The sequence below is a fragment of the Neobacillus sp. BF23-41 genome, assembly GCF_041106275.1.
The window spans coordinates 105,721-131,677 of sequence record NZ_JBGBPR010000004.1 but is presented as its reverse complement, the minus strand read 5'-3'; the positions used below and the strand labels follow the sequence as shown (position 1 = coordinate 131,677).

The window sequence follows — 25,957 nt, the reverse complement described above, 5'->3', positions numbered from 1 at the left end:
CAATAAAAAATAAATCTCAAATGGAGGTTACATTATGAACGAAAAAAATGAATTCCCATCTCGGGAAGAGTTAGACGAAGCTTTTCATTTTCTGCATGACCAAATCAATAAAATTTCTGTTGTTGAAGAGATCGAAATGGTAAAAGAGGAAAATCAAGGTGAAGAAGGATTATGATTTTGCATATGCCCAACATAGATTAAAGCAGGCAAGACTTTTTCTCTAGACCCATCTAGGTTACGTTTGCTATGATTTCTAGTGGGAATTTTAAAGGTGGTTTACTTATGGAGATGAGAGAAACTCTGGCTAAAAAAGTAGCCTGGATCAGTGTAATCAGTAACATTATTCTTACATTTGGAAAAATAGTCATTGGTTGGTATGGACATAGTGACGCGGTCTTTGCAGATGGAATCCACTCAGCCGCAGATGTTTTTGCATCTGTCATTGTGCTGTTAGTGATAAAAATTGCTAATAAGCCTGCCGATAATGAACATCCTTATGGACATGGGAAGGCCGAAGTCATTGTTTCAGGCATTATTGGTATATTGCTTTTTCTCGTCGCTATTTATGTGGTTTACGAAGGCATCAGCGGTTTCTTTCATGAAGTGGAATCACCCAGCTTACTGGCGATGTGGGTCGCCGTATTTTCGTATGTAACCAAGATTATTTTATATCGCAGTTCATTAAAGGTTGCGAAACAGAATAAGAGTAAGGCAATTGAAGCTATTGCCTTAGACCATAAAGCAGATATTGTCGCATCAATTGCTGCTGCAATAGGGGTTCTCCTTTCCATCGCAGGGAACCGATTCGATATCCATTTTTTACTATACGGGGATAAGGCAGCTAGTATTTTTGTCGCTTACTTAATTTTTAAAATAGCGAAGGAAATGTTAACAGAGGCATTTGACATCTTACTCGAACGTAATATTAATACAGAGACACTTCAGGAATACATCGCTGTTGTTAACGAGTTCCAAGAGGTAAAACGCATTGACCGAATTAGAGCAAGGGAATTGGGTCATTATGTATTGGTGGATTTACGGATAGCAATCGATCACTATAAAACGATCAAGCAAGGGCATGACCTCGCGAAATTAATTAAACAAAAATTAATGGATAAATTTGACAATATTCAGGAAGTTTTAATTCATTTAAACCCTTATTTTGAGGAAGATGAATAATTCCAAAAAAACTCCTTTGTACTTTCGATGATTAGGGTTTATGATAAGAAAGGATATATAAAAGGTTAGAAGGAGTTGATATTTTTGAGTTATTCCGTAGACCCGGACCCAAGTAGGCGAGGGGAAGTCAATGTTATCTTTGAATGGATTGAATTGAATATCAAGAATATCAACTCTAGAAAAGGTTGTTGGCTTCCTCAAACAAAATGAGTGAGGAGGTTAAGTCATGCTGGAAATATTTAAAAGCACGGAGACAAAAGTTTTAGAACAAGTAGATGTCATCTCAAAAGGCTGCTGGGTCAATATGTATGCCCCAACACAAGAAGAAATTAATAAGGTATCCATGGATGCACAAGTGGATGTTGATATCATCAAAGATGCCCTGGATGATGAAGAACGCCCGAGGATTGAACGTGATGATGGCCGAGTCTATATTATTGTTGACTTTCCCTATATCGTTCATGATGAAGATGGTTTTGCTGGTTATGAAACCATTCCAATCGGTATTATTCTTACGGACGAATGTATCATTACCGTTTCCTTAAAAGATACACCGATTTTAGAAGAATTTCGGAAAAACAGAGTGAAAGAGTTTTTTACGTTTAAAAAGACACGCTTTGCTTTGCAAATTCTATTTGTCATCTCTTCTTATTATCTTCGGTACTTAAAGCAAATTAACAAGAAAACAAATGAAATTGAACGTGTCGTTCATCAATCGTTGAAAAATAAAGAGCTATTCGCCTTCTTGGCTTTAGAGAAAAGTTTGGTTTATTTTACGACCTCGTTAAAGTCAAATAAGGTTGTCCTCGATAAAATTTTGCGTTTTAACTATTTAAAAATGTATGAAGAAGACAAGGACTTATTAGAAGATGTTATTATTGAAAAAACACAGGCGATTGAAATGGCTGAAACCTATCGCTCGATCTTAACGGGTATGATGAATGCTTTTGCATCGATTATTTCGAATAACTTAAACATTGTAATGAAGTTCTTAACTTCCATTACAATTATTTTATCCTTCCCAACGATGGTAGCGAGCTTTTATGGGATGAACGTTGATATCCCTTTCCAGCATGCTACTCATTCCTATGCAATACCACTAGTAATCTCTGCTTTTTTAACAAGTTTAACAGCCTTCGTTTTTTGGAAAAAGAAATATTTTTAGATTTGCCAGTCCTTCGGAGGGCTGGTTTTTTTGTATATTGTAAAAATTTTCCCAAGTTTTAAGTGGTTCTAAAATTTTTATTTTTTTTAATAATCTGAAAAGTATATGTATGAAATACTCATATTGTTGTAAAATAGTGAAAAAAGGAAAGGCACGCTGGGTGGCATTATGGAATTTGGAGCCCTGATTAAATTCTATCGAACTCAAAGAGGAATGACACAAGCAGAGCTTTCCAAAGGGATTTGCTCTGTCCCGCATTTAAGTAAAATTGAGAACAATTCAAAAGAAGCAAACGAAGAAACAATTTCCCTGTTACTCAAGCGGCTAAACATAAGCCTAGAAGAAATGGAGGAAAAAGAAGAAGAAATAAAGATTTTACTAAGAAGGCTAGACGGTAAGATTAATTTTTATCTAAGGGATGAAATAGAAGAAAATTATCAGAAACTAGTGAAAATGGAACACCTCATCCCATTCTCCAAATATATGTATATCTACGAGCTATATAAATTTAGATATCTTATATTTAAGGGACTTGTTGAAGATGCAGAGCATCAAAGAGCTCTTTTATATAAGCAAAAGAAAAATTTTTCCCAACATGAAGATTATTTATTTCGATACTATCATGCGATATTCTTAATGTGGAAGGGTCAATATCAAAATGCGGATGAAATCCTTGATGTTTTACATACAGAAAATAATAATGAAGCATCAAGTGGGGAATTTCTCTATCATCGATCACTTGTAAAAAGCTCACTTGAGCAATCAGGACATGCTATCCATTTTGGTAAGATGGCCCTGCAAATATTCATGAATCAGCATAACTTCATCCGAATTCTCCACACACTTATGCTGCTCGGGATTAATTATACCCACTCCAATATATATGAGGAAGCCCAGGAGTGTTTTCAGCACATAATCCGCAACGCAGAATTATTAAAGAAAGTTAAATTACTTCCCCAGATCTATCATAATATGGGCCATTTGCAATTTAAAATGAAGAATGCAAAGGAAGCTCTGTACTATTATCAAAAAAGTTTGGACTTGCAGCCAAACAAAAATCAGCACTATCTAGTCACATTACATGCGATTGGGGAGCTGCACCATTCACTTAACTCCATCGAAAAAGCAAAAGATTGCTTCCAAGAAGTTAACTTATTGTCAAAAGAGCTGGGGGTTAAAAAATATAGACTCTTGGCGGAATTTTATCTCCTCCACATGACCTCGCCAGCAAAAGCGTTTAAATATTTGGAATCTAAGGTAATTCCCTATTTTGAAGAGGAAAATGAACATAGTGATGACCTAACCTGTTTTTATAAAATGCTTGCAGATTATTACAATCAAAAGGGTCTGATTATTGATGCGGTTACTTATTTAAATAAAATAACTTAAATCGAAGGAGGCATTTATATGAAAAAGTTTGTTGTCATAATGTTTTCAATCTCACTGATTGCTCTTTTTACTTCACCTAAGGATGTGAAAGTGTCAACGTCAAGCAGTGACGTGGCCTATTCAACTGGTGGACCTGCATATCATCCCATTCAACCGCCAATTGGCTGATCGTTATCAAAAAACCCTGAACTGATCAGGGTTTTTTTTTTTTGAGGATTGGAATGTTAAATAAAATTAAGGCAGACAATACTAGGAAAATATTATTATGAAAGAGGTGATAAAAATGAAAAAAGAAAAATCTCCAAGTGAGAAAAATGAAGGGAAATCAGTTGACGAACTTTATGGACTGGAACCGAAAATGAGTTTACAGTCAGTTAATTTCGCTCCAAGTGAAAATACACTCTTAAATGAACATTTTGAAGGGGAAGAGAAACAGTGTGATTAATGATGTCACCTTTTTATCTATTTTTAGCTGATTAGGAATGAAACGTGCTTGAATTAGGGCATGCTATTGACATGTGTTTTTTATTACGGAAAAGAATGAAGGAGGAAAACATGAAATCATTTGTTGTCGGATTCCATCAAGAAGATAATGTAGATAGCATGCAGATCCAAAAACTTAGTCAAGAAGATTTTACGAAAGCCACGGAAGGCGGAACAAGGCATTTATTTGAGCTCGACACAAACATTGGTCTATTTGTGTTTTTTGATGCAGAGGATGAGGACGGGGACCTCTCTTATATGGTATTGCATTATGAGGAAGACAATGAAGACCCAGTTGGCTGCTATTCCTTCCAATTGAAGGACTTTTACGAATTTATGGCGCTATTCTTAAATGACATGGAGTTTAATGAGGAACCAGACGATGAGGACGAGGAAGAATATGGCCCGATTCATCATTTAGCCCATCTTCTCTTCCATGTAGTCGAAGAAGGCAAGGATCTCGAGGTATAACGAGGGGGCATTTTCTGAAAAAAATGCTCACTTTCCTCAATATTATGGTAAAGGACACCTAATTTAGGTGTCCTTTATTGGTTTTGATCGATATTTTCCTTTATTGGGTTAATTCAAGTGTTGAATTTTTGATTTATGGGCGAATCTCTGCGTTCAATGGGCGAATCTACAGAATTAATGAGCGAATTTAGGCGTTTAATGGGCGAATTTCGCAACTTTATGAGCGAATCATTTTTACCCTGTTAATAAATTTGAAATTAAAACTCACTCTGGGAAGCTCTTTGGAGCATAGGACCAGGATCTGTACTTTCCAAGGCATTGCAGATTACAAGATTGCAGTATTCTTTTTGCTACATCCCGTGATTTTATATGAGCAAATTCCCGAAACTGCTTATTTGTTATCGTGGGACCAAACAGCAGAAAATAATCGTTCAGTGCGTTAATATGTGCATCCTTTGAAAAAGTATCGCAGGCAGGACAGTACCATTTTTGGTTCTTACGGACAAGGGAATGATTAGAGTGGATAGGACAGTGGACACCCGTTAACAGGTCACATTTCTGAATACCATATTTATTCAATACATAGCTTGTTGGAATGGTATTCTTTTTCACGAGGAGACGGCAAAGCTTACGGATGTCTTTAGCGGACAGTAGCGGTTCCGGATATTGTTTCTCTAAAAGGGTAATTTTGTTTAAGAAGACGTCGGCCTTACATACTCGAGGTTTAACTTTGTGGGCATTTTTTCCTGTAACAGCATATGTAGTATTGCTATTACTAATCACCACTAAATATTCAACTGGAACTGGAGGGAAATGATGTTCAGCAAGAAGTTTCTGTAAGTATTTTTGATGTCTTTCTCCCTGAGCAATCGGATAACCGTATCCTTTTTCAATACCATTGTTGATTTGAATAAACTGTTCATTTTCAGTATCAAATATTAACTTTCCGGCCATGTTTTTTACATCGATTGCTAGGGCAAATACAGGTGCTAGAAGAAGGGTATCGATTTGGCAGTTGTAGTTACCATCAGGTAGGTTTAAATCGTGGAGGATCATATATTTCTGCTGTGGAAGGTCACGATAATAGTAATCGAGCGATTTCTCACCAAGGTAGCCGGCCTGCCTCCTTCCTAGCTCTTCTAAAATTTGTTGGTACTTTTGGTGACTGTATGGAGTCGCCGCAGTAAAGCTTCTAATATAAGCATAATTAATGGTTTTGTCCGTTCTTTTATTAGCAAAATTAACACTCCTCTCAATTTATGAATGAATTCTAGTAGAAGTATAGAAATTCCTGCCGAATTTTATCGATTTTTGTAAAATATTTATCTAAATATATTTCAATGAGTGATTTTCGGAGTTCAATGAGCGAATCCCCGTATTTAATGAGCGAATTTCTAGTTTTAATGGGCCAATCCCGGTATTCAATGGGCGAATCTCTTTTTTTGCACATAACAATCCTTAAATTTGATAAAACATCTCGATCACGATACCATTATCATAATTTACAAAGGGAGGGTACAAAGGATGAGTGGAATTTTCCAAAGGGGTATTGACCGTGTTTGGACGGTACAGCATCACCAGAATAGTCCGATACATACAGCGGGAATGGTTTTGGATCCAAATCAAATGAAAGAGTCAGATCCATTTCTATTTCTAGCAGAAGATTTTTTTAAAAAAGGTACCTTTGATTTCCACCCGCATCGTGGGATTGAAACAGTGACTTATGTGATTGAGGGAAAACTTGAGCATCAGGATAATAAAGCGGGACGGGGGGAGCTTGAGCCTGGTGATGTCCAGTGGATGACAGCCGGAAAAGGCGTGATCCATATCGAAGACCCGGCTGAAGGAGAGACTGTTCATTCCTTGCAGCTATGGGTGAACCTGCCGCGTGAGCACAAAATGGCAGAACCGCGTTATCAAAATCTCCGTGCCAAAGACATGCCAGTGCGCGAAGAGGATGGGGTATTAATCAGAATCTTTTCCGGTTCATCAGGCGGCATCCAATCGACAACGAAAAATTATGTTCCGGTGACAATGGTTGAAATCAACTTACAACCAGGAGCAACCGTTACCCAGGATCTTCCGGGAGACTACAATGGCTTCATGTATGTTTTAGAAGGAAAAGGTCAGTTTGGAAAAAGTAAGACAGAGGCCGAAAAAGGCCATGTGCTTCTGCTAGGAATAGGCGATGCGGGGCAAACCAGTGAAGTTACTATTACCGCCAGGGAATCTCTTCGCGTGTTGTTATATGCAGGAAAACCACTGAATGAGCCAATCGTTGCGAGGGGACCTTTTGTCATGAATACCGAAGAAGAAATCCGCCAGGCCTATCGCGATTATATGGACGGGAAGTTTGCAGAATAAGATAACAAAAATAAGCACTTGGGATAAAATCTCCCAAGTGCTTAACTATTATCCTTTTATCTGTTTCTTACTGACTTCTACCCGGGCATTACCCATGAAAAAGATTGTAATCGCCGCAATTGCAATGGGAATCAATGTTAGTAAAAAGGTATGTGTGATTGAATCCGACATCGCATGAACAATTTTATCTAAAATAAAATCGGGAATTTTTGAGCGTTCACTCGCTTGGAAAATTTGGCGTGGATCGCCCATTTTAAAATCTCCTGCACCCTGAATGCCTTTAAACGCATCCTTCAATTTATCCGTAAACAAATTGTTTTGCAGGCTTCCAAAGATCGTTACCCCAAGTGTCATTCCAAATGACCGTAAAAATGAGTTTGTTGAGTTGGCTGTTCCGCGGTATTGCGGCTCCAAATTATGCATGGAAGCAGTTGGTAATAAAGAAAAGGAAAAACCAACCCCGAAGCCAACCAAAATCATATAAATCGTCAGCAAGGAACGAGCTGTATCAACAGTCAAGGTGCCTAGGAAATACATGCCAAGAACATATGAAATAATCGATACAATCATCAAATTGCGGTAGGAGGTTTTCGTCACGAAAATACCGCCCACCGAACTCCCTGCAACAGACCCGAGCATCATTGGTGTTAAAATCAATCCAGCATTCTTAGCTGACCCACCATAAACCGCTTGAACGAAGATCGGTATAAACACGGTTAAAATAATAAACGTACCGCCGTATAAAAAGGACAAAATTTGCGAGGTGGCAAACAAGCGCCTTTTGAAGAGCCAAAGCGGTAAAATCGGTTCAGCAGCCTTTATTTCAGCAATGAAAAAGGCCACAAAAAAGACGAAGAAGCCTGCAAACAAAGCGATGATTGGAGTAGAATCCCAAGCATATTCTTTCCCGCCTAGCTCAAGGGCAAACATTAAGCTCACCACCGAAATGACCAGTGTTATCGCCCCAAGCCAATCAACCCTTTGCTTGGAATGCTGTAATGATTCATGATAATAACGAACAATTAAGTAAATCGATACAATTCCAATTGGCACATTCACATAGAAAACCCAGTGCCAACTAATATAATCAGTTATGTATGCCCCAAGTAACGGCCCTAAGACGCTGGATGCGCCAAAAACTGCCCCCAACAAACCGGTCATTTTCCCGCGGTTTTCAGGTGGAAAAATATCAAAAACAATCGTAAAAGCAATCGGCATCAGGGCTCCGCCGCCGATCCCCTGAATGGCACGGAAAATACTTAATTGAACGATGCTCTGGGCAATACCGCATAATGCCGAGCCAATCAGAAAGACGATGAGTCCAAAAATAAAAAAGCGTTTCCGTCCGTACATATCGGAAAGCTTACCGAAAATAGGCATTCCTGCCATTACCGCTACCATATAGGCAGAGGTGACCCAAATAAATTTATCAAAGCCGCCGAGGTCTGCAACAATTGTAGCCATCGCCGTAGCTACGATCGTATTGTCCATAGCTGCCATTAAAATTGCTAACAGTAAACCAGCAACGACTGGTTTAAGATTCGTATCTTTTTTAATCATAAAATTTCCCCTTACTCTAGAAAATGATAAGTAATGAAACCGCTCATTGTAAGTATTTTGAAATATTTAGTTAGATTACCAAGGCTAATGATAATCAAGTTAAACCAATTTTAAAAGGCAGGGTTTTGCCTGTCAATTTTTATGTGAAAACCATCTTGTACTCACAATGAAGAAAAGGGACCCAGCTGCTGAGTCCCTCTCTTTTATTTAAACTTAACGTTGGAAAAACTCGACTTTTTCACCATCGGGTCCTTGCACAAAGAAATTACGATATCCATTCGGAAGTGTCACGATCTCATCACTAATGAAAACAACGTTGACGCCCTTTAAACGGTTGAATTCCTCTTCTATATTGTCCACTAAAAAGGCGATGTGATTAACTTTCCCTTCAGTTGGAAGGTCGGAATTTCCACCATACACTAATTCTAATTCTGTTTCGTCTGACCCATTGAACCCAAGGAAGGCTAAATTTATCGTACCGTTTGCAATCGTAAATTGGTCTTTTAACTCCATCCCAACCACTTTTTGATAAAAAAGAAGTGAGGCATTAAGGTCATTTACCATTACGCCGACATGGTCCATTTTCTTTACTGCCATCTGGCTTCCCCCTTTATGTACCCTTTTTTAAGCTTTTAAAACATCATGGTCAACATAACGTTCCCCGTTTATTTCACTAATAACATTAATCGCCACCTTGGCACCGTCGCCAGCAGTAATAATGGTATGCATACTCACACCGGCAACTGTTCCTGCTGCCCAAATGCCGTCAATATTTGTTTTTCCAGCAGCATCCACGTCAAAAATAGTCTTGATTCTTGGCTCTGTACCTGGCTTTGTTTGTAATCCCGCTGTTTCAGCTAGATCAACAGACATACCAGTGGCAAGGATAACATGTTTAGCCTCATATTCCCCTTGATCGCTTTTAACTATTAAACCGCTTTCAGTTTTACTGATATTTGAAACCGTAGCTTGGACAATTTCTGCACCGAATTTGCTGGCTTGTTTCTTACCAGTTTCAACTAGGTCAGGTCCAGTAATTTCTGCAACACCATAATGGTTCTCAATCCAAGCACGCTTGGTCACACTTTTATCATTATCAATAACCAATGTTTTCTTACCAGCTTTGGCTGTAAATAGGGCTGCACTTGCTCCTGTAGGCCCAGCACCAACAATTAGAACGTCAATCATATCAATAACCTCCATTTTTTTTAAAAATTAAAGCTAGATTAAGCTTAGCGTAATTAGAAACTTATGTAAAATGAACTGCCCGTCAATATTATTATATATTTGAATTCCTCAATTTAAAAAATTACCGCAGAATAAGGAGAAAATAAGAAATTGAAAGGGATATTATTTACTATTATTATACTATCGTGTAAAATTATTGTTTGTAATACATATAAGATTAGTAGGAATTCAAATTAAAAGTATTAGCGTAGGGGGAAGACAAATTGGTTCGTAAAAATGTTAATATTCTTGTAGCCATCTTATTAAGTATCTTTCTAGTTCTTGCCGGCTGTTCTTCAAAATCGTTAGATAAGTCAAGCTCTAAAAATGAAGCTACCAACAAACCGGATACCTTTATATATGGAATTGACGGAGATCCTGGGAACGCCGTTAACGTAATCACTACCGGTGACCGTTATGGTTTAATGGAAATTAAAACCCTTTATTCTCCATTATATATGTATAACGGTAAAGATAATATTAAGTACTTCTTGGCGGAAAGCATGACACCATCAGATGATTTCTTAACGTATACAGCAAAATTAAGAAAAGACGTAAAGTGGCATGATGGTCAGCCATTTACTGCCGATGATGTTGTATTCACTTATGAGCAAATGTTAAAAGAGGAAAATGGTGGTTGGGCAAGAAGCCAGCTATTATTTAATAATCAACCAGTTAAAGTTGAAAAAGTAGATGATTTTACAGTTAAATTCACCTTACCAACAGTTAGCATGGGTGCAGTGGAAGCATTGGGTAACATTTTCATCATGCCGAAACATGTTTACGAAGGGGAAACAAACATTGCGAACAGCTCAAAAAATGCTACTCCAGTGGGGACTGGTCCTTACAAATTAAAAGAATATAAAGCTGGGGAAAGTGTTACTTTTGAAAAGAATGATGATTATTTCTTAGGTGCACCAAAGATTGCAAAGGTTGTTTACCGTATTATTATGGATCCAAATACAGCTACAATGGCTCTCCAAAAAGGAGAAATTAACGCTTTAGCCATTCAGCCTTCAGATTCAGGCAAGTTTAAGGATTCAAATGTAACCATTAAACCGTACGATGAAGGACGAATTGGTTACTTAGCATTTAACTTAAGCTCAAAAGCAGTACAGAAAAAAGAGGTAAGACAGGCAATTGCTTTCGGATTAAATCGTGATGAAATCAATACAGCAAGTTATGTATCTACCGATTATTCTATGCCTGCCTATTCTTTCTTACCAAAGAAAGCAACCTATTTTACTGACAATGTAGAAAAACATAAATTTGATACAAAAAAAGCGAAAGACTTACTTTCAAAAGCAGGAGCTTCTAATCTAAAATTAAAACTTGCTTTTATTGCTAATAATCCAATCCAGCAGAAGCAAGCCGCTGTCATCCAACAAAACTTAAAAGCTGCAGGCGTTTCCGTTGAGTTGGTAGGAATGGATGCTACTGCGTTAAGCAAGAAGCTTCAAAGCGTTCAAACTGATTTTGATATGTATCTTAGCGGCTACATCATGGGAATTGATCCAGACACCTTTAATTCCTTATTTGTAAAGAATGGTGAAGCAAACTACATGCATTACAGCAATACCAAAGTAGATGAGTTATTTAATCAAGGTCGTGTAGAGAAAGACGATGCGAAGCGTAAAGTTATTTATGAAGAAATTCAAAAACTTATTATCGAAGATGCTGCCTTCTATCCTCTAACAGAAAACAAACGAATCCTTGCAATTGATTCTAGAATCAAAGGCATCGAAGAAGCTGGATTAGTACCAGTTTACACGTTTGAGGATATGTCGAAGCTATCCTATTAAATAAATAGCTCATTAAGAAGATATAGATAAAGATAAACAGTCCGCTGTTTATCTTTATTTTTTAGTACCAAAAGTAATTGAATGGAAGAGAAATTGTGTGCTAGTATTCGTTTCCGATTAGACTCAAAGTCAATATGAGAAACGTAAGGAGTGGGGTTATTTTTGTTAAAGTATATTTTTAAACGGATTTTACAGGCGATCCCTTTGCTATTCATTATTTCAATCATTTGTTTTACGCTTATCCAATTGGCTCCATATGATGCGGTGGATGCAATGACGACACCGAACATGACGAATAAAACCGTTGAACTGATAAAAGCCAGATATGGATTAGACAAGCCTGCCTATTTGCAATACTTTTATTGGGTTAAAGGGATTATAAGCGGCGAATGGGGATATTCCATTGTCACGCATGAAAGTATAACAAATGACCTTTCAGCTAGAATACCAAATACTATTCTCCTAGTTTTGCCCGCTTACATCCTTGCCTTGTTTTTTTCCATTCTTCTTGGATTAATTGCCGGTGCTAAGAAGGGGAAATTAGCGGATAAAGTCATTGATGGTTTAAGTTCATTTGGGATTGCCATTCCTAGCTTTTGGATGGCGATGATTCTTGTGTTCATTTTTGGCCACCGTCTGAATATCTTCCCAATCCTTGGGATGCACACCATTGGAAATGAAGAATCTTTTTCCGATCTTCTAAGTCATATGATCCTACCTTGTACGGTTTTAATGCTTTCATTCATGCCAGAGCTTGTTCGCTATGTCCGTTCATCTACAATTGGCCAGCTTTCCGAAGATTATGTTATGGTTCAACAGGCATATGGGTCCAATTCAACTTCTATTTTATTTAGGCATGTACTTAGGAACGTCCTACTTCCTATCATTACTATTGTGGGAATGAGCCTTCCAATGTTAGTAACTGGAGCAGTCGTAACGGAGACAGTTTTCGGCTGGCCGGGAATTGGAACGTATTTTGTAAAAGCAATTCAAGGGTTTGATTATCCAGTTGTCATGGCCATCATGCTGCTATCAGCAAGCCTTGTCATCATTGGGAATTTGGTTTCAGACATTTTATATAGAATTGTCGACCCAAGAATTAAGGGAATGGGGGAATAGAAGTTGGCCGGTAAGAAAAATAGAAGAATGCAACAGTTTAAAAAAGAACTTAAACGCAATAAAACGGCGGCTATTGCCCTAATTTTCCTTACTCTTATCTTATTTATATCTATCTTCGCCTTTTTGTCTCCGTATCCACCTGATAAGGTCGATGTTACAAGTGTTCTTGAAGGACCAAGTGCGAAGCATTGGTTTGGAACCGACGAGCTTGGTAGAGATTATCTAACAAGAGCCTTATATGGTGGGCGAATTTCCCTCACAGTTGGGATTTTAGCCATGCTTATTTCAACTTGTATTGGAGTATTAATAGGGACAATAAGCGGCTATTTTGGTGGCCGTGTTGATAACTTTTTAATGAGAACCGTCGATGTGATTTCTTCCATTCCATGGATGATTCTTGTGACAGTTGTAAGTATTTATCTTACACCAGGTTTAAAAGCTATTATTCTTGTTATTGGTCTTTTTACATGGATGAGCACGGCTAGGTTAGTTCGTGCTGAAACCCTTTCGATAAAAGAAAGAGAATATGTTTTATATGCTAAATCATCAGGACAATCATTGAAAAAAGTAATTTTGAAGCATATTATTCCAGCCGTTTTTCCTACTATCATCGTGGCATCTACCGTAAGTATTGCCAATGCAATATTAATGGAATCAGCCTTAAGCTTTCTTGGGCTCGGGATTCAACAGCCATTATCTTCATGGGGAAGCATGCTTCAAAATGCACAAGGAAATTTAGGCAATGCACCATATATGGCAATACTACCTGGACTTCTCATTGTACTAACCGTTTATTCTTTTAATAGACTAGGTGATATTCTTCGGGTAGTAGTCGAGCCAAAGACGAGTGGGAAATAATTAGGAGGCCTAGCTGTAATGAGCAATAACGTAAAGGATAAAAATAGTTTACTAGATGTTAAAAACCTCCGTACAAGCTTTTACAATGGCAACTCGAAAACGGAGGTGGTCCGTGGCATAGACTTTACTGTTCAAAAGGGCGAAATATTAGGGATTGTCGGTGAATCAGGGAGCGGAAAAAGTATCTTGGTTAAATCGATTCTAGGCATTATTCCGAGTAATGCAAAAGTCGATGCAGGAGAAATCATTTTAGATGGGAAGAATTTCGAAAGCCTATCTAAAAAAGAAAAAAGGGCCATAAGGGGTCGCGATATCGCGATGATTTTTCAAGATCCAATGACAGCTCTCAATCCATTAAAAAAAGCAGGAGATCATCTTGTTGAATTACTAATAAGAGTTAGAGGTATGAACAGGAAAGAAGCTAGGCTCGAGGCTGTTGAACTGCTGAGAATGGTAGGAATTCCTTCTCCTGAAACAAGGGTTAATCAATACCCCCATGAATTTTCAGGTGGAATGAGACAAAGGGTATTAATTGCTATGGCTTTAGCTTGCAATCCGAAGCTATTAATTGCTGATGAACCAACGACAGCTCTGGATGTAACGATCCAGGCTCAAATTCTAGAATTGTTAAAAAAGCTGCAGCAAGAAAACGATATGTCGGTAGTGTTTATTACACATGATCTTGGCGTCGTAGCGACTATTTGCAGCCGCATTTTGGTTATGTATGCAGGTATGGTGATGGAAGAGGGGCTAGTGCATGAAATCTTTTATTCACCCAAACATCCGTATACTAAAGCGTTATTGAACTCCATTCCAAGGGTGGACGGAGAAAAAACGAGATTAAAGTCTATAAAAGGTGCCGCCCCGTCGCTTCAGAGTATGAAGAGTGGTTGTCCATTTGCTGAACGTTGCGAGTATGCGATGGATAAATGTTTCATCGAGGTACCGGAATACAAAAACTTCTCAGCAACACAGAAAAGTATGTGCTTCTTAACAGTGGAAGGAGATCATCTAGATGACTGAGACAAAGCAAATACTCATTGAAGTTAAAAATCTAAAGAAATACTTCCCATTAAAAAATTCTATGTTCAGCAAAAATAAACAAGTTGTAAAGGCTGTCGATGATATCTCGTTTCATATTTATAAAGGGGAAACGTTTGGTCTTGTTGGAGAATCGGGGTGTGGTAAATCCACATTGGGCAGAACCCTTAATCGTTTGTACGACCCCACTGCGGGAGAAATTCTTTTTGATGGTAAAGATATTGCCAACTTAAAGAACAAAGAACTTCAACCGTATCGAAAAAGAATGCAAATGATTTTTCAGGATCCGTATTCATCACTAAACCCCTATATGAATGTGGAAGAAATCATTGATGAACCGTTAGAGATTCATACCGCATTATCGAAAAATGAAAGAAGAGAAGTCATTATCGATATGCTTGAAAAAGTAGGCCTGAAAAAGGATGACTTAGAAAAATTTCCGCATGAATTTAGCGGTGGTCAGCGTCAAAGAATTGGTATTGCACGTGCGTTAGCGATCAATCCTGATTTCATTCTTTGCGATGAAGCCATATCTGCACTGGATGTTTCCATTCAAGCACAAGTAATAAATATGTTAGAAGATTTACAGAGTGAGATGAAGCTGACTTATTTGTTTGTGGCACATGATTTATCAATGGTTCGCCACATCTCAGACCGGGTCGGTGTGATGTATCTTGGCAAATTGGTCGAGATATCAAAGAGTGATGAGCTATACAAGAAACCGTTGCATCCATATACGCAAGCATTATTATCTGCAATTCCAATACCGGATCCAATCAAAGCACAGAATAGCAAGCGAGAAATTATTACAGGGGAGCTACCAAGCCCAATTGAGATGGAAACTGGCTGTCGCTTCCGATCGCGCTGTCCATTTGCTAAACCAATCTGTGCAGAAGTAGATCCGCTTCTAAAAGAAGTTGATGGTGAGCATCTAGTTGCCTGCCATTTATATTAAAAAGAGGGTGATGGATAAAATGGAAAAGGTAAAGTTAGCGTTAAATTATGCACTAATGCTTGAAATGATGAAAGCAAAAGGATTTAATAATCCAACTATCGTTGCCCTTTTAAATGAAGGAAATGAAGAATTACTTGAGAGTATCGGTGAAGGTATTCCTTCATGGAAATCAATGGTTGACTATTATCACGGAAATAAACAGAAATGCCATCAGGCCATCAAGTCTGGGTATGAATTTTCTTTTTTGACGAAAGGCGCACTTAAATCCTTGTTAGCCATTAAGTTTGGAATGAAGGAAGGCGAAGATTTCGTTGATAATGGAGAGTTTCTAGATACTGTTAAAATGCCTGCCGATAATCTTCAGACACTCCGAAACATGATAGCGAAAAACTGGACAGTCGTCTTGCAAGAAGAAGACAAGGGCCAAGACATGTATCAGCTTAAAATTGAGTTAACGTATAAACCGAATTTCAAGTTAAATTAACTGACTAGATAAAAAGAACCATCATTTCCGTCCTGGGATTGATGGTTCTTGTGTTTAAATTGATATAAATGGTCCTTTTTCGTTTTAGTTCTTCTCGTCCTCATGTCTGTAAAAACAAATGGGCTACGCTTTTTTTCTGGATTGATTCTGCTTTCACGAGTCAGCTTTTCGCGCAATTTCTTGGCTTTAGATTTTGCCATAACAATCACTCCTCTAATAATAATTTGAATACCATTATATAACAAATACTGACTATTAGAGAAGAGGTGATTGCTGATTCTTTTTATTGTTTTAGACTTTTTAGTTCTGGCACGGATGCTTGTTTCCGCGTATGAAGAAAGTAATAAAGAACAATACCCAAAAGAATATAGAATGAACATAAGAAGTAGAGCGAACTATAATCCATTTTTGCGGCCGCTAAGCCTAAAAGAAACGAGCCTAATGCAATACCAATATCATAGATTGATAGGAAAGTAGCTGTAGCTAACCCTCGTTTTCTAGGCGCAGCATCTTGAATGGCGATGGTCTGGAAGGTTGGAAAAAGTGTTCCCCAGCCTAAACCAATCATTCCTGCTGAAAGGAGAAAGCTGACCGCGCTGCCGCTTTGACTTAAAATAAACATCCCAATGGCAAACAATACGATGGATGGATAGACAATCACATTGGGACCATGCTGGTCTAACCATTTTCCAGTAAAAGGTCTTGAAATCAATAAAACAATCGCATAGACGACAAAGAAAAGACTAGAAATCTCGGTAAGGTGTATTTCAGTGGCAAATACAGATACGAAAGAAAGAAGCGCTGAATAAACGATGGCAAGAAAGCAGCCGACAATTGCGATAGGAATGGCGGAAACTTCGAAAAAGCTTCGAAATGAAAACGCAGAATGGACGACCATTTGGTCTGCTTGCCCCATTTCTTTAACCTTTACGCTTAAACCTGTAATCAGGGCCCCAATCGCGACAATGACACTGACGATAAACAGGGTTTTTGCTCCCCATTGCTGAATGGCCGTTAAGCCGATAAATGGCCCTAGCACCATCGCCATATTCGTCGACATAATAAAATAGCCCATGCCTTCACCACGGCGTGAAGTCGGGATGAGATCTGCCACGATTGCGCCTGCAGCGGTTGTTGCCATGCCAAAACCAATTCCGTGTAATAACCGAATGAAAAGAAAACCAATGATTGTTTTTGGAAAAAAGTATAACAGGGAGGCGCCTGAGAAAATTATCAGTGCGGTAAGCAGCACCTTTTTGTGACCAGCTTTTTCAAGCCATTGACCGGCCAGAGGACGGGAGATAATCGCTGAAAATAAAAAGACCGTTGTCATCAATCCCGCTTCTGATGCATTGCTATGGAACTCCTGTATCGCATAAATAGGAAGTGTGACGAGTAAAACATAAAAGGTTAAAAATAGAAAGAAGTTACTTAAAGAAATACTTATAAAACTTTTCGTCCATAATTTAGGTTTATTCATATGATCCGCTCCTTTTATAAAAGCTGTTGCAACCAGCTTTTTTGCAAATTTAAAAGCTCCTCCTGTGATGTTTCTGGGAAATGCTTCAATATTGACTGATTCGTTTCAAAGACTCTTCTTTCCCATTCGGGGAACATCTTTAACGCCACATCTGTTAATTGAATCAGTTTCTCACGTTTGTCTTTACCGGGGACCTGACGTACGTATCCTTGTTTAACAAGCCGTTGAATGGTACGGGTCATTGGAGGTGCCTCAACAAATAAGTAATCACAAAGTTCTTTTTGGCTTAAAGAGACTTTGGTTTTTAAAACAAAAATGACAGACCATTGTGACCCGTATAACCCTAATGGTTTTAATGCTTCATTGAGTGTATTGGTAAGATGGCGTGATAGCTGATGCAGCGTATGGAATAATTCATGGCTATTCATTTATGTAGGTCACCTCAAAAATTACTAATTAGTTACCTAGGTAACTATAGTAGATTTGTTGGAAAATGTCAAGAAAGGTTCACAGATTTAAGGTTGTAAATCCGGTTCGCGGAATAAATACAAAGTAGGCGGAATCATGTTTTGGTTTGGCGGAAATCCACACACATTGGCGGAATCCCAAACAAGTTTGGTGGAATTCAATCCCCTTTTGGCGGAATAACGACAAGAGGTGCTCTCGGAAAAAGAAAAATTCCGCGGAATGACGAACTTATTCCGCGGAATCTCATAAAAAATCCTTATCTTAACACATTAAAATACCTTGCTTCCGGATGAGCAAATACGATTGCAGAGACAGATGCTTCAGGCTCCATCATACAGCCATCTGTTAACTGAATCCCGATTTCCTCCGGTTGAATTAACTTAAATAGTTTTTTCTGATCCTCTAATTCAGGACAAGCAGGGTAGCCGAACGAAAAACGCTGACCTGGATATTTGGCCGCAAATCGGTCTTGCATGCTGAAATCCAGTGGATCTGGGAAGCCCCAACGGTCACGCATTTGGCGGTGAATTAATTCAGCGAAGCCTTCCGCCGTTTCAAGTGCCAATGATTGAAGTGCATGGCATTCCAAAAAGCGTCCTTCCGCTTTAAATTGATCTGCCTTTTCACGAATTCCTCTACCAGCCGTAACGGTGAAGAAGCCTACATAGTCCTTTTCACCGCTATCAACTGACTTTAGAAAATCAGCTAAGCAAAGACCTGGTGCTGATTCCTGACGTGGGAAATCGAACGTTTCCAAAATTTGATCAGGATTTTCCGGATGAAAAATAATAACCTTATTCCCATCGGATTGTGCTGGGAAAAATTGATAAACAGCGGCAGGCGTAATCCAATTGTTTGCACTAGCATTTGCTAGTAATTGATCCACGACTTCTTTTACCTTAACAGCCTTTTCATCCTTCTCAGCTATCAACTTCGCAATTTTCCCTTTTACACCTAGATGGTGGCCAATCAACATTTGCATATTGATATAGGGCTCGATATGTGAAAGTGAATACGATTTAAGGATATGCCTCTTTGTGTCCATTGGTGTAAAGACGGGAACCTGGGTCGATACTGCCGGTTTCGGTTTTACAGCAACAGAAACAGTCGAGGGGCGCTCAAACTCCCTAGGAATAGCTAAAGAGGCTAATTTTTCATTTTTCGCAAGCATTAATTTCTGAACTTCCTCTTCCGAATTCAATTGATTCGCAAGGGCTAAACCATTCATTGCATCCTTTGCATAAAGGACAAGGCCGTCATATTCTTTGGCAATCTTCGTATCTGTGAATTTCCGAGAAAGAGCCGCACCGCCAACGAGGATAGGTACTGCTATACCGGAATCCTTCATATCCTGTGCTGTTAACACCATTTGCTGCGCAGATTTCACCAGCAAACCCGATAAACCAACCATGTCTGGTTTTTCTCTAAGAATGGCTTGAACTAAGTCAGTTGGATTCACCTTAATCCCAAGGTCGATGACTTCATAGCCATTATTGCTAAGAATAATATCGACGAGGTTTTTACCGATATCATGGACATCGCCTTTTACGGTAGCTAAAATGATTTTCCCTTTTGTAGCAGAAACATCGCCTTTTTCCATATGAGGTTCTAAATGCGAAACGGCTGCTTTCATTACTTCAGCACTTTGGAGCACCTCAGCAACGATGAGCTGGTTGTCGTTAAAGAGGCGGCCAACCTCTTTCATCCCATCCATTAATGGTCCATTAATAATATCAAGCGGGGCAGGATATGTTTCAAGCGCTAGATCTAGATCCGGCAGCAAGCCTTCTTTTGTCCCTTCAACCACATAATAGGCGAGTCTCTCTTCTAAGGTCATATTTGGAACGGTTGTTTTCGGTTCTTTCTTTTTGCCACGGTAAAATTCAGTGAATGTAGCGAGCGACTCATCTGTTGTATCAAACAAGAGGGCCTCCGCCAATTGAACTTCTTCTTTTGAAATAGATGCAAACCGTTCTAGTTTTTCTGTATTAACAATAGCATAATCAAGTCCAGCCTGGGTGCAGTGGTAAAGGAAGACAGAGTTTAGAATTTCTCTACCGACAGGAGGGAGCCCGAAGGAGACATTACTAATTCCAAGAATCGTTTGTACTTCTGGGAACTGTTCCTTAATTAACCGGATGCCTTCAACTGTTGCCTTGGCGGAACCAATATATTGTTCATCTCCCGTACCAACTGGAAAAACAAGCGGATCAAAAATGAGATCCTGTGGCTTCAGGTGATATTTGTTCACTAATAAATCATAAGAGCGTTTAGCAATGGCCAGCTTTTGCTGTGCAGTTACTCCCATGCCTTCCTCATCAATGGTTCCAACGACGACCGCAGCACCATAGCGATGGATTAATGGGACAACTGCCTCAAATCGTTCCTCACCATCTTCAAGATTAATGGAATTGATAATCGCTTTTCCTTGTGAATATTTAAGGGCTCTTTCGATGACCTTTTCGTCGGTTGAATCGATCACTAGGGGAGCTTTTACTTTCTTAACCACTTCTTTAATAAAGTTTTCCATATCAACGATTTCTTCACGGTCAGGGTCGGCAAGGCAAAGATCAATGACATGCGCGCCGCCTTTGACTTGGGCTCGGGCAATCTCTGATGCTTCCTCAAATTTTCCCTCGGTAATTAACCGTTTGAATTTACGTGAGCCAATTACATTCGTCCGTTCGCCGACCATGATGGGTCTTAACGTTGGATCGTCATAGATGAATGGTTCAATCCCGGAAACCATATGAACTGAGGTTTGTTTAAATTCTCTTGGTTGGTAGGCTTTCATCGCATCGGCAATCGCCTTAATATGGTCTGGAGTCGTCCCACAACAGCCACCAACAATATTAAGCCAGCCATGGGCGGCAAAATCAGACAGCTTTTTTGCTAAAGTCTCTGGTGTTTCATGATAATGACCTTCTTCATCAGGCAAACCTGCATTTGGATAACAGCTGACGGCTGTCGATGCTAGATTTGCTAATGAGCGGACATGGTCCTGCATGAATTCTGGCCCTGTTGCACAGTTAAGTCCAACAGCAATGGGATTCATATGTTCGACGGATATGAAAAACGATTCAATCGACTGCCCAGCGAGTGTAGTACCCATTGGTTCGATTGTCCCCGAAATAAACAACGGCAGTGTTTTGCCGGTTTTTTCAAACGCCCTTTCGATACCAACATAGCCTGCTTTTACATTCAACATATCCTGACTCGTTTCAAGAAGCAGTAAATCGACACCGCCATCAATTAGGCCGATGGCTTGTTCCTCGTATGCGGCTGCAAGTGCATCAAAAGTAGTTCCACCTGTTACACTTAAGGTTTTTGTTGTTGGGCCCATTGAGCCCGCCACATAACGCGGCCACTCATCAGTTGAAACTTTGTAAGCTTCTTTCACAGCAAGAAAGGCAGCTATTTTATTAATTTCATAGGCTTTAAAACCAAGTTCATATTCATCGAGAACCAGGCTTGCCGCCCCAAATGTATTGGTTTCAATGATATCTGCCCCGGCCTCTAAGTATTCACGATGAATATTAGCAATGACGGATGGAGCCGTTAAATTCAAGTGCTCGTTACAGCCTTCATACTGCTCACCGCCAAAATCTTCAGCAGTAAGATTTGCTTCTTGGATCATTGTACCCATTGCCCCGTCCATGACGAGGATTCGTTTTTTGAGTTGTTCAGAAAATGGTGTTTTCGGCATAGTTGTTCCCCCTCAATTCACTGGCACGCTGATGAGTATATAACGCTAATTCAGCAGTTAATTCATAACGTAAAAATGGTGTAATCAAATAAATACCGTTAAATAAATCTAAGGCTGCATCGATTAGTGACTTAGTAATGGCAATTCCTTCTCGGGCAGCTTGAAGCGGTTGATCATTCAGTTGGGCCATCCGCTGGCGGATCGTATCGGCAATCTTAATACCAGGTACTTCATTATGGAGGAACTCAGCGTTCTTGCTGCTAGTTAGTGGCATTAAGCCAATATAGATTGGAGCATCAAGATGCTTTGTATGTTCATAAACTTCGAGTAATTTTTCCTCTGAAAAAACCGGTTGGGAGATAAAGTAATCTGCCCCATAATGAACTTTTTTCTCAAGTCTCTTCACGGCTTTCTCCAGTGAGCGGACATTGGGATTAAAGGCTGCCGCAATGCTAAAGTCTGTCTTTTGCCCCAGATCTTTCCCTGAAAAAGACAATCCTTCATTCAACTGCTTAATCATTTGAATAAGTTCAAAGGAGGACACATCGTAAACAGATGATGCACCTGGAAAATCGCCTACTCTTGCAGGATCACCAGTAATAGCAAGAACATCATTCATCCCAAGTGTATGCAGACCCATTAAATGCGATTGCAAGCCGATAATATTGCGGTCACGGCACGCAATATGAATGAGCGGACGCATTCCTATGTCCTGTTTCACTAAATAGCCCAGCGATTCGTTGGAAATTCGGACGGTTGCTAGTGAATTATCAGCTAAGGTAATCGAATCGATTCCCGCTTCTTTTAAGGCTTTAGCTCCTTGGAAAAACTTTGTTGTATCTAGTTTTCTAGGTGGATCTAATTCAACGATAACCGATGGTCTCTCTTTCACGAGTTCCTGCAGGGGAGTAAACTCCCTTTTTGGCGCAAGCGATTCAACGATTATCTTCTTTGGCTCTAATTTTACTACTTTTTCAGTAATTGGAACACTATTCTTTAGTTCAGAAGCATAGGCTTTGATATGTTCAGGTGTGGTACCACAGCAGCCCCCAAGCAACCGAACCCCTTGATTTCGGAACGCTTTAGCTGAGTTCCGAAAATAATCTGGATCTCCTTCATAATGAAACTTTCCGTCTGTATAAGTTGGAAGGCTGGCATTTGGATAGGCAGAAAGATAGGCATGCTTCGGAAGTTCAATCTGTTCAAGTGCTAGGAGCATATGATGGGGGCCTAGTCGGCAATTAAGACCAACGACATCCGCCCCAAGTCCTTCAAGTCTTTTTAAGGCGTCATTTACTGGCGTACGATCCTGTAAAAATCCAGGCTCCTGAAGGGAAACTTGTGCAATAATCGGAATCTTCGTTTCCTTCCTCGCAATGGTTAGAATGGTTTCAAGTTCCTCCAGGTCGTAAAAGGTTTCAAGTAAAATTCCATCCACCCCTTCGAGAAGGAGGCAATAAAGCTGTTCGCGAAAGCTCCGTTTTATTTCTTCTATTGTAATAGAGTTCGTTTTAATCCCGCGGTTTCCACCCATTGTTCCAAGCACATAAGCGTTATTTTGAGCTGCCTGTTTGGCGTGACGGACTGCGGCACTATTAATCTCTTTAACTGAATCTTCTAATCCATAGCGCTGCAATTTTAAATAGTTAGCAGCATAGGAATTGGTTTGGATGACATCGGCTCCGGCGTCAATGTATGCCTGATGGATATTTTGGATTTGTTCCGGCTGAGATAAATTCAACTCCTCAGAGCATGAATCGACTCCGTAGGAATAAAGCAGTGTACCCATCGCTCCATCCGCTATTAAAATTTGATTTTTTAATTTTTCTAAAAGACTCATGATGTTTCTCCTCGTTGAAATACCAACTGACTTTGTTCAACCTGCTTAAATGCTTGTGAAAAATCCTTCATTAAATCATCAGGATTTTCAAGTCCGACCGATAAGCGAACCAGACTATTTGTAATCCCGCGCTTCTCCCGCGCTTCTTGAGGCATTGCTGCATGGGACATTTTTGCTGGATAGGAAAGAATCGATTCTACCGCTCCGAGACTGACAGCAAATACAGGAATTTTTACATTGGCAAGAAAGGTGCGAAGTGCATCTTCATTAGCCAATTCAAACGATAAGACCGCTCCTGGACCAGCTGCTTGCGCTTTCTGAATTTGATATTGTGGGTGATTTTCCAACCCTGGGTAATGAACCTTTTCAACAAGCGGATGCGCATCTAAAAATTCCGCTAGTTTAATAGCCGATTTTTGTGATTGTTCCAGTCGGACGTGCAGCGTTTTGATCCCTCTTAATACGAGCCATGCATCTTGAACACCCAAAATCGCCCCAAACCCATTTTGCAAGAAACCTAATCTTTTCGCCAAGTTTTCGTCTTTGACGACAGCAAGTCCGGCAACGACATCACTATGGCCCGATAAAAATTTCGTCGCGCTATGGAGCACGACATCGGCACCTAACTCCAATGGCCTTTGGTGGGAAGGGGTAAGGAAGGTGTTATCGACAAATGTTAACGCACCCGTTTCCTTAGCTAAATTGCTAATCGCCTTAATGTCCGTCACTTTCATTAATGGATTCGATGGTGTTTCCACATAGAACGCTTTTGTATTTGCCTGAATGGCTTGTTTTACTTCATTTAAATTCGTCATATCGACGAAGGTATGTTCAATTCCGAGCCGCGTGAGAACCTCTGTGACCATCCGAAATGTACCGCCGTAGACATCTTCCGTAATGACAATATGATCACCTGCAGATAGCAGGAGAAATGCCGTCGAAATGGCGGCCATACCAGATGAGAAGGCAAAGCCTTTTAACCCGCCTTCAAGTTCAGCAATGACATCTTCAAGTGCTTCCCTTGTCGGATTTAAACTGCGGCCATAATCGTACTTGCCAAATTGATCGAAATCAGATTGGTGAAAGGTCGATGCATGCTGTATGGGTACACTAACCGCTCCTGTTGTAGGATCAATTTTGTGCTTATTATGAAGGAGCCTGGTTTCAAATGTGTATTCTTCGTGTGCCATTATGCAATCACTCCTTCTTGAACACGGGCAAAAGCATTTTCCAAATCTTCAATGATGTCTTGTGAATCCTCAAGTCCAACGGAGAAACGCAATAAACGATTGCAAACGCCTGCTTGAATGCGAATCTCTTCTGGGATATCCATATGTGTTTGCGTTGCTGGATAAGTAATGAAGCTTTCTGTTCCACCTAAGCTTTCTGCAAAACTGATTAAATTTAAATTCTGTAAAAATGGATTCACCCATGCTTCGTCCTTAATTCTAAAGGAAACCATTCCGCCGCGTCCTGGGTAGAGAACATCTGTGACAGCATCATGCTGGGATAGAAATTCGACAATATTCTTTGCATTTTTTTCATGTCGTTCCATTCGTAGTGATAAAGTTTTCATACCACGCATTAATAACCAGGAATCGAATGGGCTCAGCACTGCTCCAGCACCATTATGATGGAATGCCAATGCTTCACAAAGCTCTTTTCCTTTAGCGACAATAAGTCCGGCTAGAACATCATTATGGCCACCTAAGTATTTCGTCGCACTATGGATAACAATATCAGCACCAAGTATTATCGGCTGTTGTAACAGTGGAGTATAGAAAGTGTTATCCACAATTAGCAATAGTCCATGTTCCTTGGCAATCTTTGAAACAGCGGCAATATCGGATTCCTGCATAAGCGGATTGGTTGGTGTCTCAAGGAAGATGGCCTTTGTTTGCGGCGTAATTTTCTTTTCAATCTCTTCCGGACAACAGGTATTAACATATTGACTTTTCAAGCCCCATTTTTGATAGCCTTTTTCTAATAAACGGTAGGTACCGCCGTATAAATCCTCACTTACCAGCCATTCATCACCAGATTGAAATAAAGCAAGTATGGTTAGAATTGCTGCCATACCAGAGCTGCAGGCAAATCCTTGATCACCGCACTCTAAATCAGCAATTGTTTTTTCTAAGAGCTGGCGCGTAGGATTCCCTGTTCGGGTATAGTCAAACCCAGTTGATTGGCCAATTCCCTCATGGCGGAATGCCGTTGAGAAGTATACAGGCGGATTTACGGTGCCAGTTGCTGTTTCACTACGATTTCCAATTTGGGCAAGTTTCGTATCAATTTTGTACATAATGCACTCTCCTTGTTTTATAAAAATAAAAAAAGCCTTCTATAAGAAGAAGACTTTTGTCAGA

At 39.6% G+C, this 25,957-nt stretch carries 25 protein-coding genes; 14 read left to right on the top strand and 11 right to left on the bottom strand.

Annotated elements, in window-relative coordinates; translation table 11 throughout:
* The first annotated feature begins 34 nt into the window (after positions 1–34).
* From AB7942_RS08660 to AB7942_RS08630, 7 genes are all read left to right on the top strand, one after another.
* Positions 35–175: a hypothetical protein gene (locus tag AB7942_RS08660; RefSeq protein ID WP_179195942.1), complete on the top strand. Its 141-nt coding sequence runs from the start codon at positions 35–37 to the stop codon at positions 173–175.
* A gap of 107 nt (positions 176–282) precedes the next feature.
* Entirely contained in the window at positions 283–1,179 is an 897-nt protein-coding gene (locus tag AB7942_RS08655; RefSeq protein ID WP_369446534.1) for a cation diffusion facilitator family transporter, read from the top strand.
* Positions 1,180–1,405: 226 nt separating this feature from the next.
* Positions 1,406–2,344: a magnesium transporter CorA family protein gene (locus AB7942_RS08650; protein WP_088089439.1), complete on the top strand. Its 939-nt coding sequence runs from the start codon at positions 1,406–1,408 to the stop codon at positions 2,342–2,344.
* 168 nt (positions 2,345–2,512) lie between these two features.
* Positions 2,513–3,733: a tetratricopeptide repeat protein gene (locus AB7942_RS08645; RefSeq protein ID WP_369446533.1), complete on the top strand. Its 1,221-nt coding sequence runs from the start codon at positions 2,513–2,515 to the stop codon at positions 3,731–3,733.
* A gap of 18 nt (positions 3,734–3,751) precedes the next feature.
* Positions 3,752–3,901 carry a hypothetical protein gene (locus tag AB7942_RS08640; protein WP_335713007.1) on the top strand — a complete coding sequence of 50 codons (150 nt, stop codon included), beginning with the start codon at positions 3,752–3,754 and terminating at the stop codon, positions 3,899–3,901.
* Positions 3,902–4,016: 115 nt separating this feature from the next.
* Complete coding sequence (locus AB7942_RS08635; protein ID WP_179195941.1) at positions 4,017–4,178, top strand: hypothetical protein; 162 nt, start codon at positions 4,017–4,019, stop codon at positions 4,176–4,178.
* A 110-nt stretch (positions 4,179–4,288) separates the two neighbouring features.
* Positions 4,289–4,687 (top strand): cytosolic protein, encoded by a 399-nt coding sequence (locus AB7942_RS08630; RefSeq protein ID WP_098930793.1) that lies wholly within the window; start codon positions 4,289–4,291, stop codon positions 4,685–4,687.
* Between the two features lie 264 nt (positions 4,688–4,951).
* Here the strand turns inward: AB7942_RS08630 and AB7942_RS08625 are convergent, their stop codons facing one another.
* On the bottom strand, positions 4,952–5,833 hold the full coding sequence (locus tag AB7942_RS08625; RefSeq protein ID WP_369446706.1) for a nuclease-related domain-containing protein: 882 nt from the start codon (positions 5,831–5,833) through the stop codon (positions 4,952–4,954).
* A gap of 378 nt (positions 5,834–6,211) precedes the next feature.
* Here AB7942_RS08625 and AB7942_RS08620 point away from each other — a divergent pair, with 378 nt between their 5' ends.
* Positions 6,212–7,051, top strand: a complete 840-nt coding sequence (locus AB7942_RS08620) for a pirin family protein (protein WP_369446532.1) — start codon at positions 6,212–6,214, stop codon at positions 7,049–7,051.
* Positions 7,052–7,099: 48 nt separating this feature from the next.
* On the opposite strand, the gene AB7942_RS08615 is transcribed toward AB7942_RS08620, so the two are convergent.
* The 3 genes from AB7942_RS08615 to AB7942_RS08605 form a co-directional block, all read right to left on the bottom strand.
* Complete coding sequence (locus tag AB7942_RS08615) at positions 7,100–8,611, bottom strand: MDR family MFS transporter (RefSeq protein ID WP_369446531.1); 1,512 nt, start codon at positions 8,609–8,611, stop codon at positions 7,100–7,102.
* A 213-nt stretch (positions 8,612–8,824) separates the two neighbouring features.
* Complete coding sequence (locus tag AB7942_RS08610; protein WP_369446530.1) at positions 8,825–9,208, bottom strand: VOC family protein; 384 nt, start codon at positions 9,206–9,208, stop codon at positions 8,825–8,827.
* Between the two features lie 27 nt (positions 9,209–9,235).
* Entirely contained in the window at positions 9,236–9,799 is a 564-nt protein-coding gene (locus AB7942_RS08605; protein WP_369446529.1) for an NAD(P)/FAD-dependent oxidoreductase, read from the bottom strand.
* A 263-nt stretch (positions 9,800–10,062) separates the two neighbouring features.
* On the opposite strand from AB7942_RS08605, the gene AB7942_RS08600 reads away from it, so the two are divergent.
* The 6 genes from AB7942_RS08600 (at position 10,063) to AB7942_RS08575 (ending at position 16,097) form a co-directional block, all read left to right on the top strand.
* Complete coding sequence (locus AB7942_RS08600; RefSeq protein WP_369446528.1) at positions 10,063–11,640, top strand: ABC transporter substrate-binding protein; 1,578 nt, start codon at positions 10,063–10,065, stop codon at positions 11,638–11,640.
* 162 nt (positions 11,641–11,802) lie between these two features.
* Complete coding sequence (locus tag AB7942_RS08595; RefSeq protein ID WP_369446527.1) at positions 11,803–12,759, top strand: ABC transporter permease; 957 nt, start codon at positions 11,803–11,805, stop codon at positions 12,757–12,759.
* A gap of 27 nt (positions 12,760–12,786) precedes the next feature.
* Positions 12,787–13,617 (top strand): ABC transporter permease, encoded by an 831-nt coding sequence (locus AB7942_RS08590; protein ID WP_369446705.1) that lies wholly within the window; start codon positions 12,787–12,789, stop codon positions 13,615–13,617.
* An 18-nt stretch (positions 13,618–13,635) separates the two neighbouring features.
* Positions 13,636–14,640 (top strand): ABC transporter ATP-binding protein, encoded by a 1,005-nt coding sequence (locus AB7942_RS08585; protein ID WP_369446526.1) that lies wholly within the window; start codon positions 13,636–13,638, stop codon positions 14,638–14,640.
* On the top strand, positions 14,633–15,613 hold the full coding sequence (locus AB7942_RS08580) for an ABC transporter ATP-binding protein (protein ID WP_369446525.1): 981 nt from the start codon (positions 14,633–14,635) through the stop codon (positions 15,611–15,613). The genes AB7942_RS08585 and AB7942_RS08580 overlap by 8 nt, the downstream gene beginning before the upstream one ends.
* 19 nt (positions 15,614–15,632) lie before the next feature.
* Positions 15,633–16,097 (top strand): hypothetical protein, encoded by a 465-nt coding sequence (locus tag AB7942_RS08575; RefSeq protein WP_142292200.1) that lies wholly within the window; start codon positions 15,633–15,635, stop codon positions 16,095–16,097.
* Here AB7942_RS08575 and AB7942_RS08570 read toward each other — a convergent pair.
* The 7 genes from AB7942_RS08570 to AB7942_RS08540 form a co-directional block, all read right to left on the bottom strand.
* Complete coding sequence (locus tag AB7942_RS08570) at positions 16,094–16,297, bottom strand: hypothetical protein (protein ID WP_088089425.1); 204 nt, start codon at positions 16,295–16,297, stop codon at positions 16,094–16,096. The two genes, AB7942_RS08575 and AB7942_RS08570, sit on opposite strands and share 4 nt — an antisense overlap.
* A gap of 83 nt (positions 16,298–16,380) precedes the next feature.
* On the bottom strand, positions 16,381–17,577 hold the full coding sequence (locus AB7942_RS08565; protein WP_369446524.1) for an MFS transporter: 1,197 nt from the start codon (positions 17,575–17,577) through the stop codon (positions 16,381–16,383).
* Between the two features lie 14 nt (positions 17,578–17,591).
* On the bottom strand, positions 17,592–18,005 hold the full coding sequence (locus AB7942_RS08560) for a MarR family winged helix-turn-helix transcriptional regulator (RefSeq protein WP_369446523.1): 414 nt from the start codon (positions 18,003–18,005) through the stop codon (positions 17,592–17,594).
* A 296-nt stretch (positions 18,006–18,301) separates the two neighbouring features.
* On the bottom strand, positions 18,302–21,751 hold the full coding sequence (gene metH / locus AB7942_RS08555; RefSeq protein ID WP_369446522.1) for a methionine synthase: 3,450 nt from the start codon (positions 21,749–21,751) through the stop codon (positions 18,302–18,304).
* Positions 21,729–23,591, bottom strand: a complete 1,863-nt coding sequence (locus AB7942_RS08550; protein WP_369446521.1) for a bifunctional homocysteine S-methyltransferase/methylenetetrahydrofolate reductase — start codon at positions 23,589–23,591, stop codon at positions 21,729–21,731. The genes metH and AB7942_RS08550 overlap by 23 nt, the downstream gene beginning before the upstream one ends.
* Positions 23,588–24,781: a cystathionine beta-lyase gene (metC, locus tag AB7942_RS08545; RefSeq protein ID WP_369446520.1), complete on the bottom strand. Its 1,194-nt coding sequence runs from the start codon at positions 24,779–24,781 to the stop codon at positions 23,588–23,590. The genes AB7942_RS08550 and metC overlap by 4 nt, the downstream gene beginning before the upstream one ends.
* Positions 24,781–25,893 carry a methionine biosynthesis PLP-dependent protein gene (locus AB7942_RS08540; protein WP_369446519.1) on the bottom strand — a complete coding sequence of 371 codons (1,113 nt, stop codon included), beginning with the start codon at positions 25,891–25,893 and terminating at the stop codon, positions 24,781–24,783. Before AB7942_RS08540 ends, metC begins: the two co-directional genes overlap by 1 nt.
* Between the last annotated feature and the right edge of the window lie 64 nt (positions 25,894–25,957).

What these genes read in the sequence shown, in the direction of transcription:
- AB7942_RS08660 (WP_179195942.1), top strand. Translation starts at nt 35, where the DNA reads ATGAACGAAAAAAATGAATTCCCATCTCGGGAAGAGTTAGACGAAGCT.
- AB7942_RS08580 (WP_369446525.1), top strand. Translation starts at nt 14,633, where the DNA reads ATGACTGAGACAAAGCAAATACTCATTGAAGTTAAAAATCTAAAGAAA.
- AB7942_RS08630 (WP_098930793.1), top strand. Translation starts at nt 4,289, where the DNA reads ATGAAATCATTTGTTGTCGGATTCCATCAAGAAGATAATGTAGATAGC.
- AB7942_RS08550 (WP_369446521.1), bottom strand. Translation starts at nt 23,591, where the DNA reads ATGAGTCTTTTAGAAAAATTAAAAAATCAAATTTTAATAGCGGATGGA.
- AB7942_RS08640 (WP_335713007.1), top strand. Translation starts at nt 3,752, where the DNA reads ATGAAAAAGTTTGTTGTCATAATGTTTTCAATCTCACTGATTGCTCTT.
- AB7942_RS08585 (WP_369446526.1), top strand. Translation starts at nt 13,636, where the DNA reads ATGAGCAATAACGTAAAGGATAAAAATAGTTTACTAGATGTTAAAAAC.
- AB7942_RS08560 (WP_369446523.1), bottom strand. Translation starts at nt 18,005, where the DNA reads ATGAATAGCCATGAATTATTCCATACGCTGCATCAGCTATCACGCCAT.
- AB7942_RS08635 (WP_179195941.1), top strand. Translation starts at nt 4,017, where the DNA reads ATGAAAAAAGAAAAATCTCCAAGTGAGAAAAATGAAGGGAAATCAGTT.
- AB7942_RS08655 (WP_369446534.1), top strand. Translation starts at nt 283, where the DNA reads ATGGAGATGAGAGAAACTCTGGCTAAAAAAGTAGCCTGGATCAGTGTA.
- metH (WP_369446522.1), bottom strand. Translation starts at nt 21,751, where the DNA reads ATGCCGAAAACACCATTTTCTGAACAACTCAAAAAACGAATCCTCGTC.
- metC (WP_369446520.1), bottom strand. Translation starts at nt 24,781, where the DNA reads ATGGCACACGAAGAATACACATTTGAAACCAGGCTCCTTCATAATAAG.
- AB7942_RS08565 (WP_369446524.1), bottom strand. Translation starts at nt 17,577, where the DNA reads ATGAATAAACCTAAATTATGGACGAAAAGTTTTATAAGTATTTCTTTA.
- AB7942_RS08645 (WP_369446533.1), top strand. Translation starts at nt 2,513, where the DNA reads ATGGAATTTGGAGCCCTGATTAAATTCTATCGAACTCAAAGAGGAATG.
- AB7942_RS08610 (WP_369446530.1), bottom strand. Translation starts at nt 9,208, where the DNA reads ATGGCAGTAAAGAAAATGGACCATGTCGGCGTAATGGTAAATGACCTT.
- AB7942_RS08575 (WP_142292200.1), top strand. Translation starts at nt 15,633, where the DNA reads ATGGAAAAGGTAAAGTTAGCGTTAAATTATGCACTAATGCTTGAAATG.
- AB7942_RS08605 (WP_369446529.1), bottom strand. Translation starts at nt 9,799, where the DNA reads ATGATTGACGTTCTAATTGTTGGTGCTGGGCCTACAGGAGCAAGTGCA.
- AB7942_RS08620 (WP_369446532.1), top strand. Translation starts at nt 6,212, where the DNA reads ATGAGTGGAATTTTCCAAAGGGGTATTGACCGTGTTTGGACGGTACAG.
- AB7942_RS08570 (WP_088089425.1), bottom strand. Translation starts at nt 16,297, where the DNA reads ATGGCAAAATCTAAAGCCAAGAAATTGCGCGAAAAGCTGACTCGTGAA.
- AB7942_RS08615 (WP_369446531.1), bottom strand. Translation starts at nt 8,611, where the DNA reads ATGATTAAAAAAGATACGAATCTTAAACCAGTCGTTGCTGGTTTACTG.
- AB7942_RS08540 (WP_369446519.1), bottom strand. Translation starts at nt 25,893, where the DNA reads ATGTACAAAATTGATACGAAACTTGCCCAAATTGGAAATCGTAGTGAA.
- AB7942_RS08650 (WP_088089439.1), top strand. Translation starts at nt 1,406, where the DNA reads ATGCTGGAAATATTTAAAAGCACGGAGACAAAAGTTTTAGAACAAGTA.
- AB7942_RS08590 (WP_369446705.1), top strand. Translation starts at nt 12,787, where the DNA reads ATGCAACAGTTTAAAAAAGAACTTAAACGCAATAAAACGGCGGCTATT.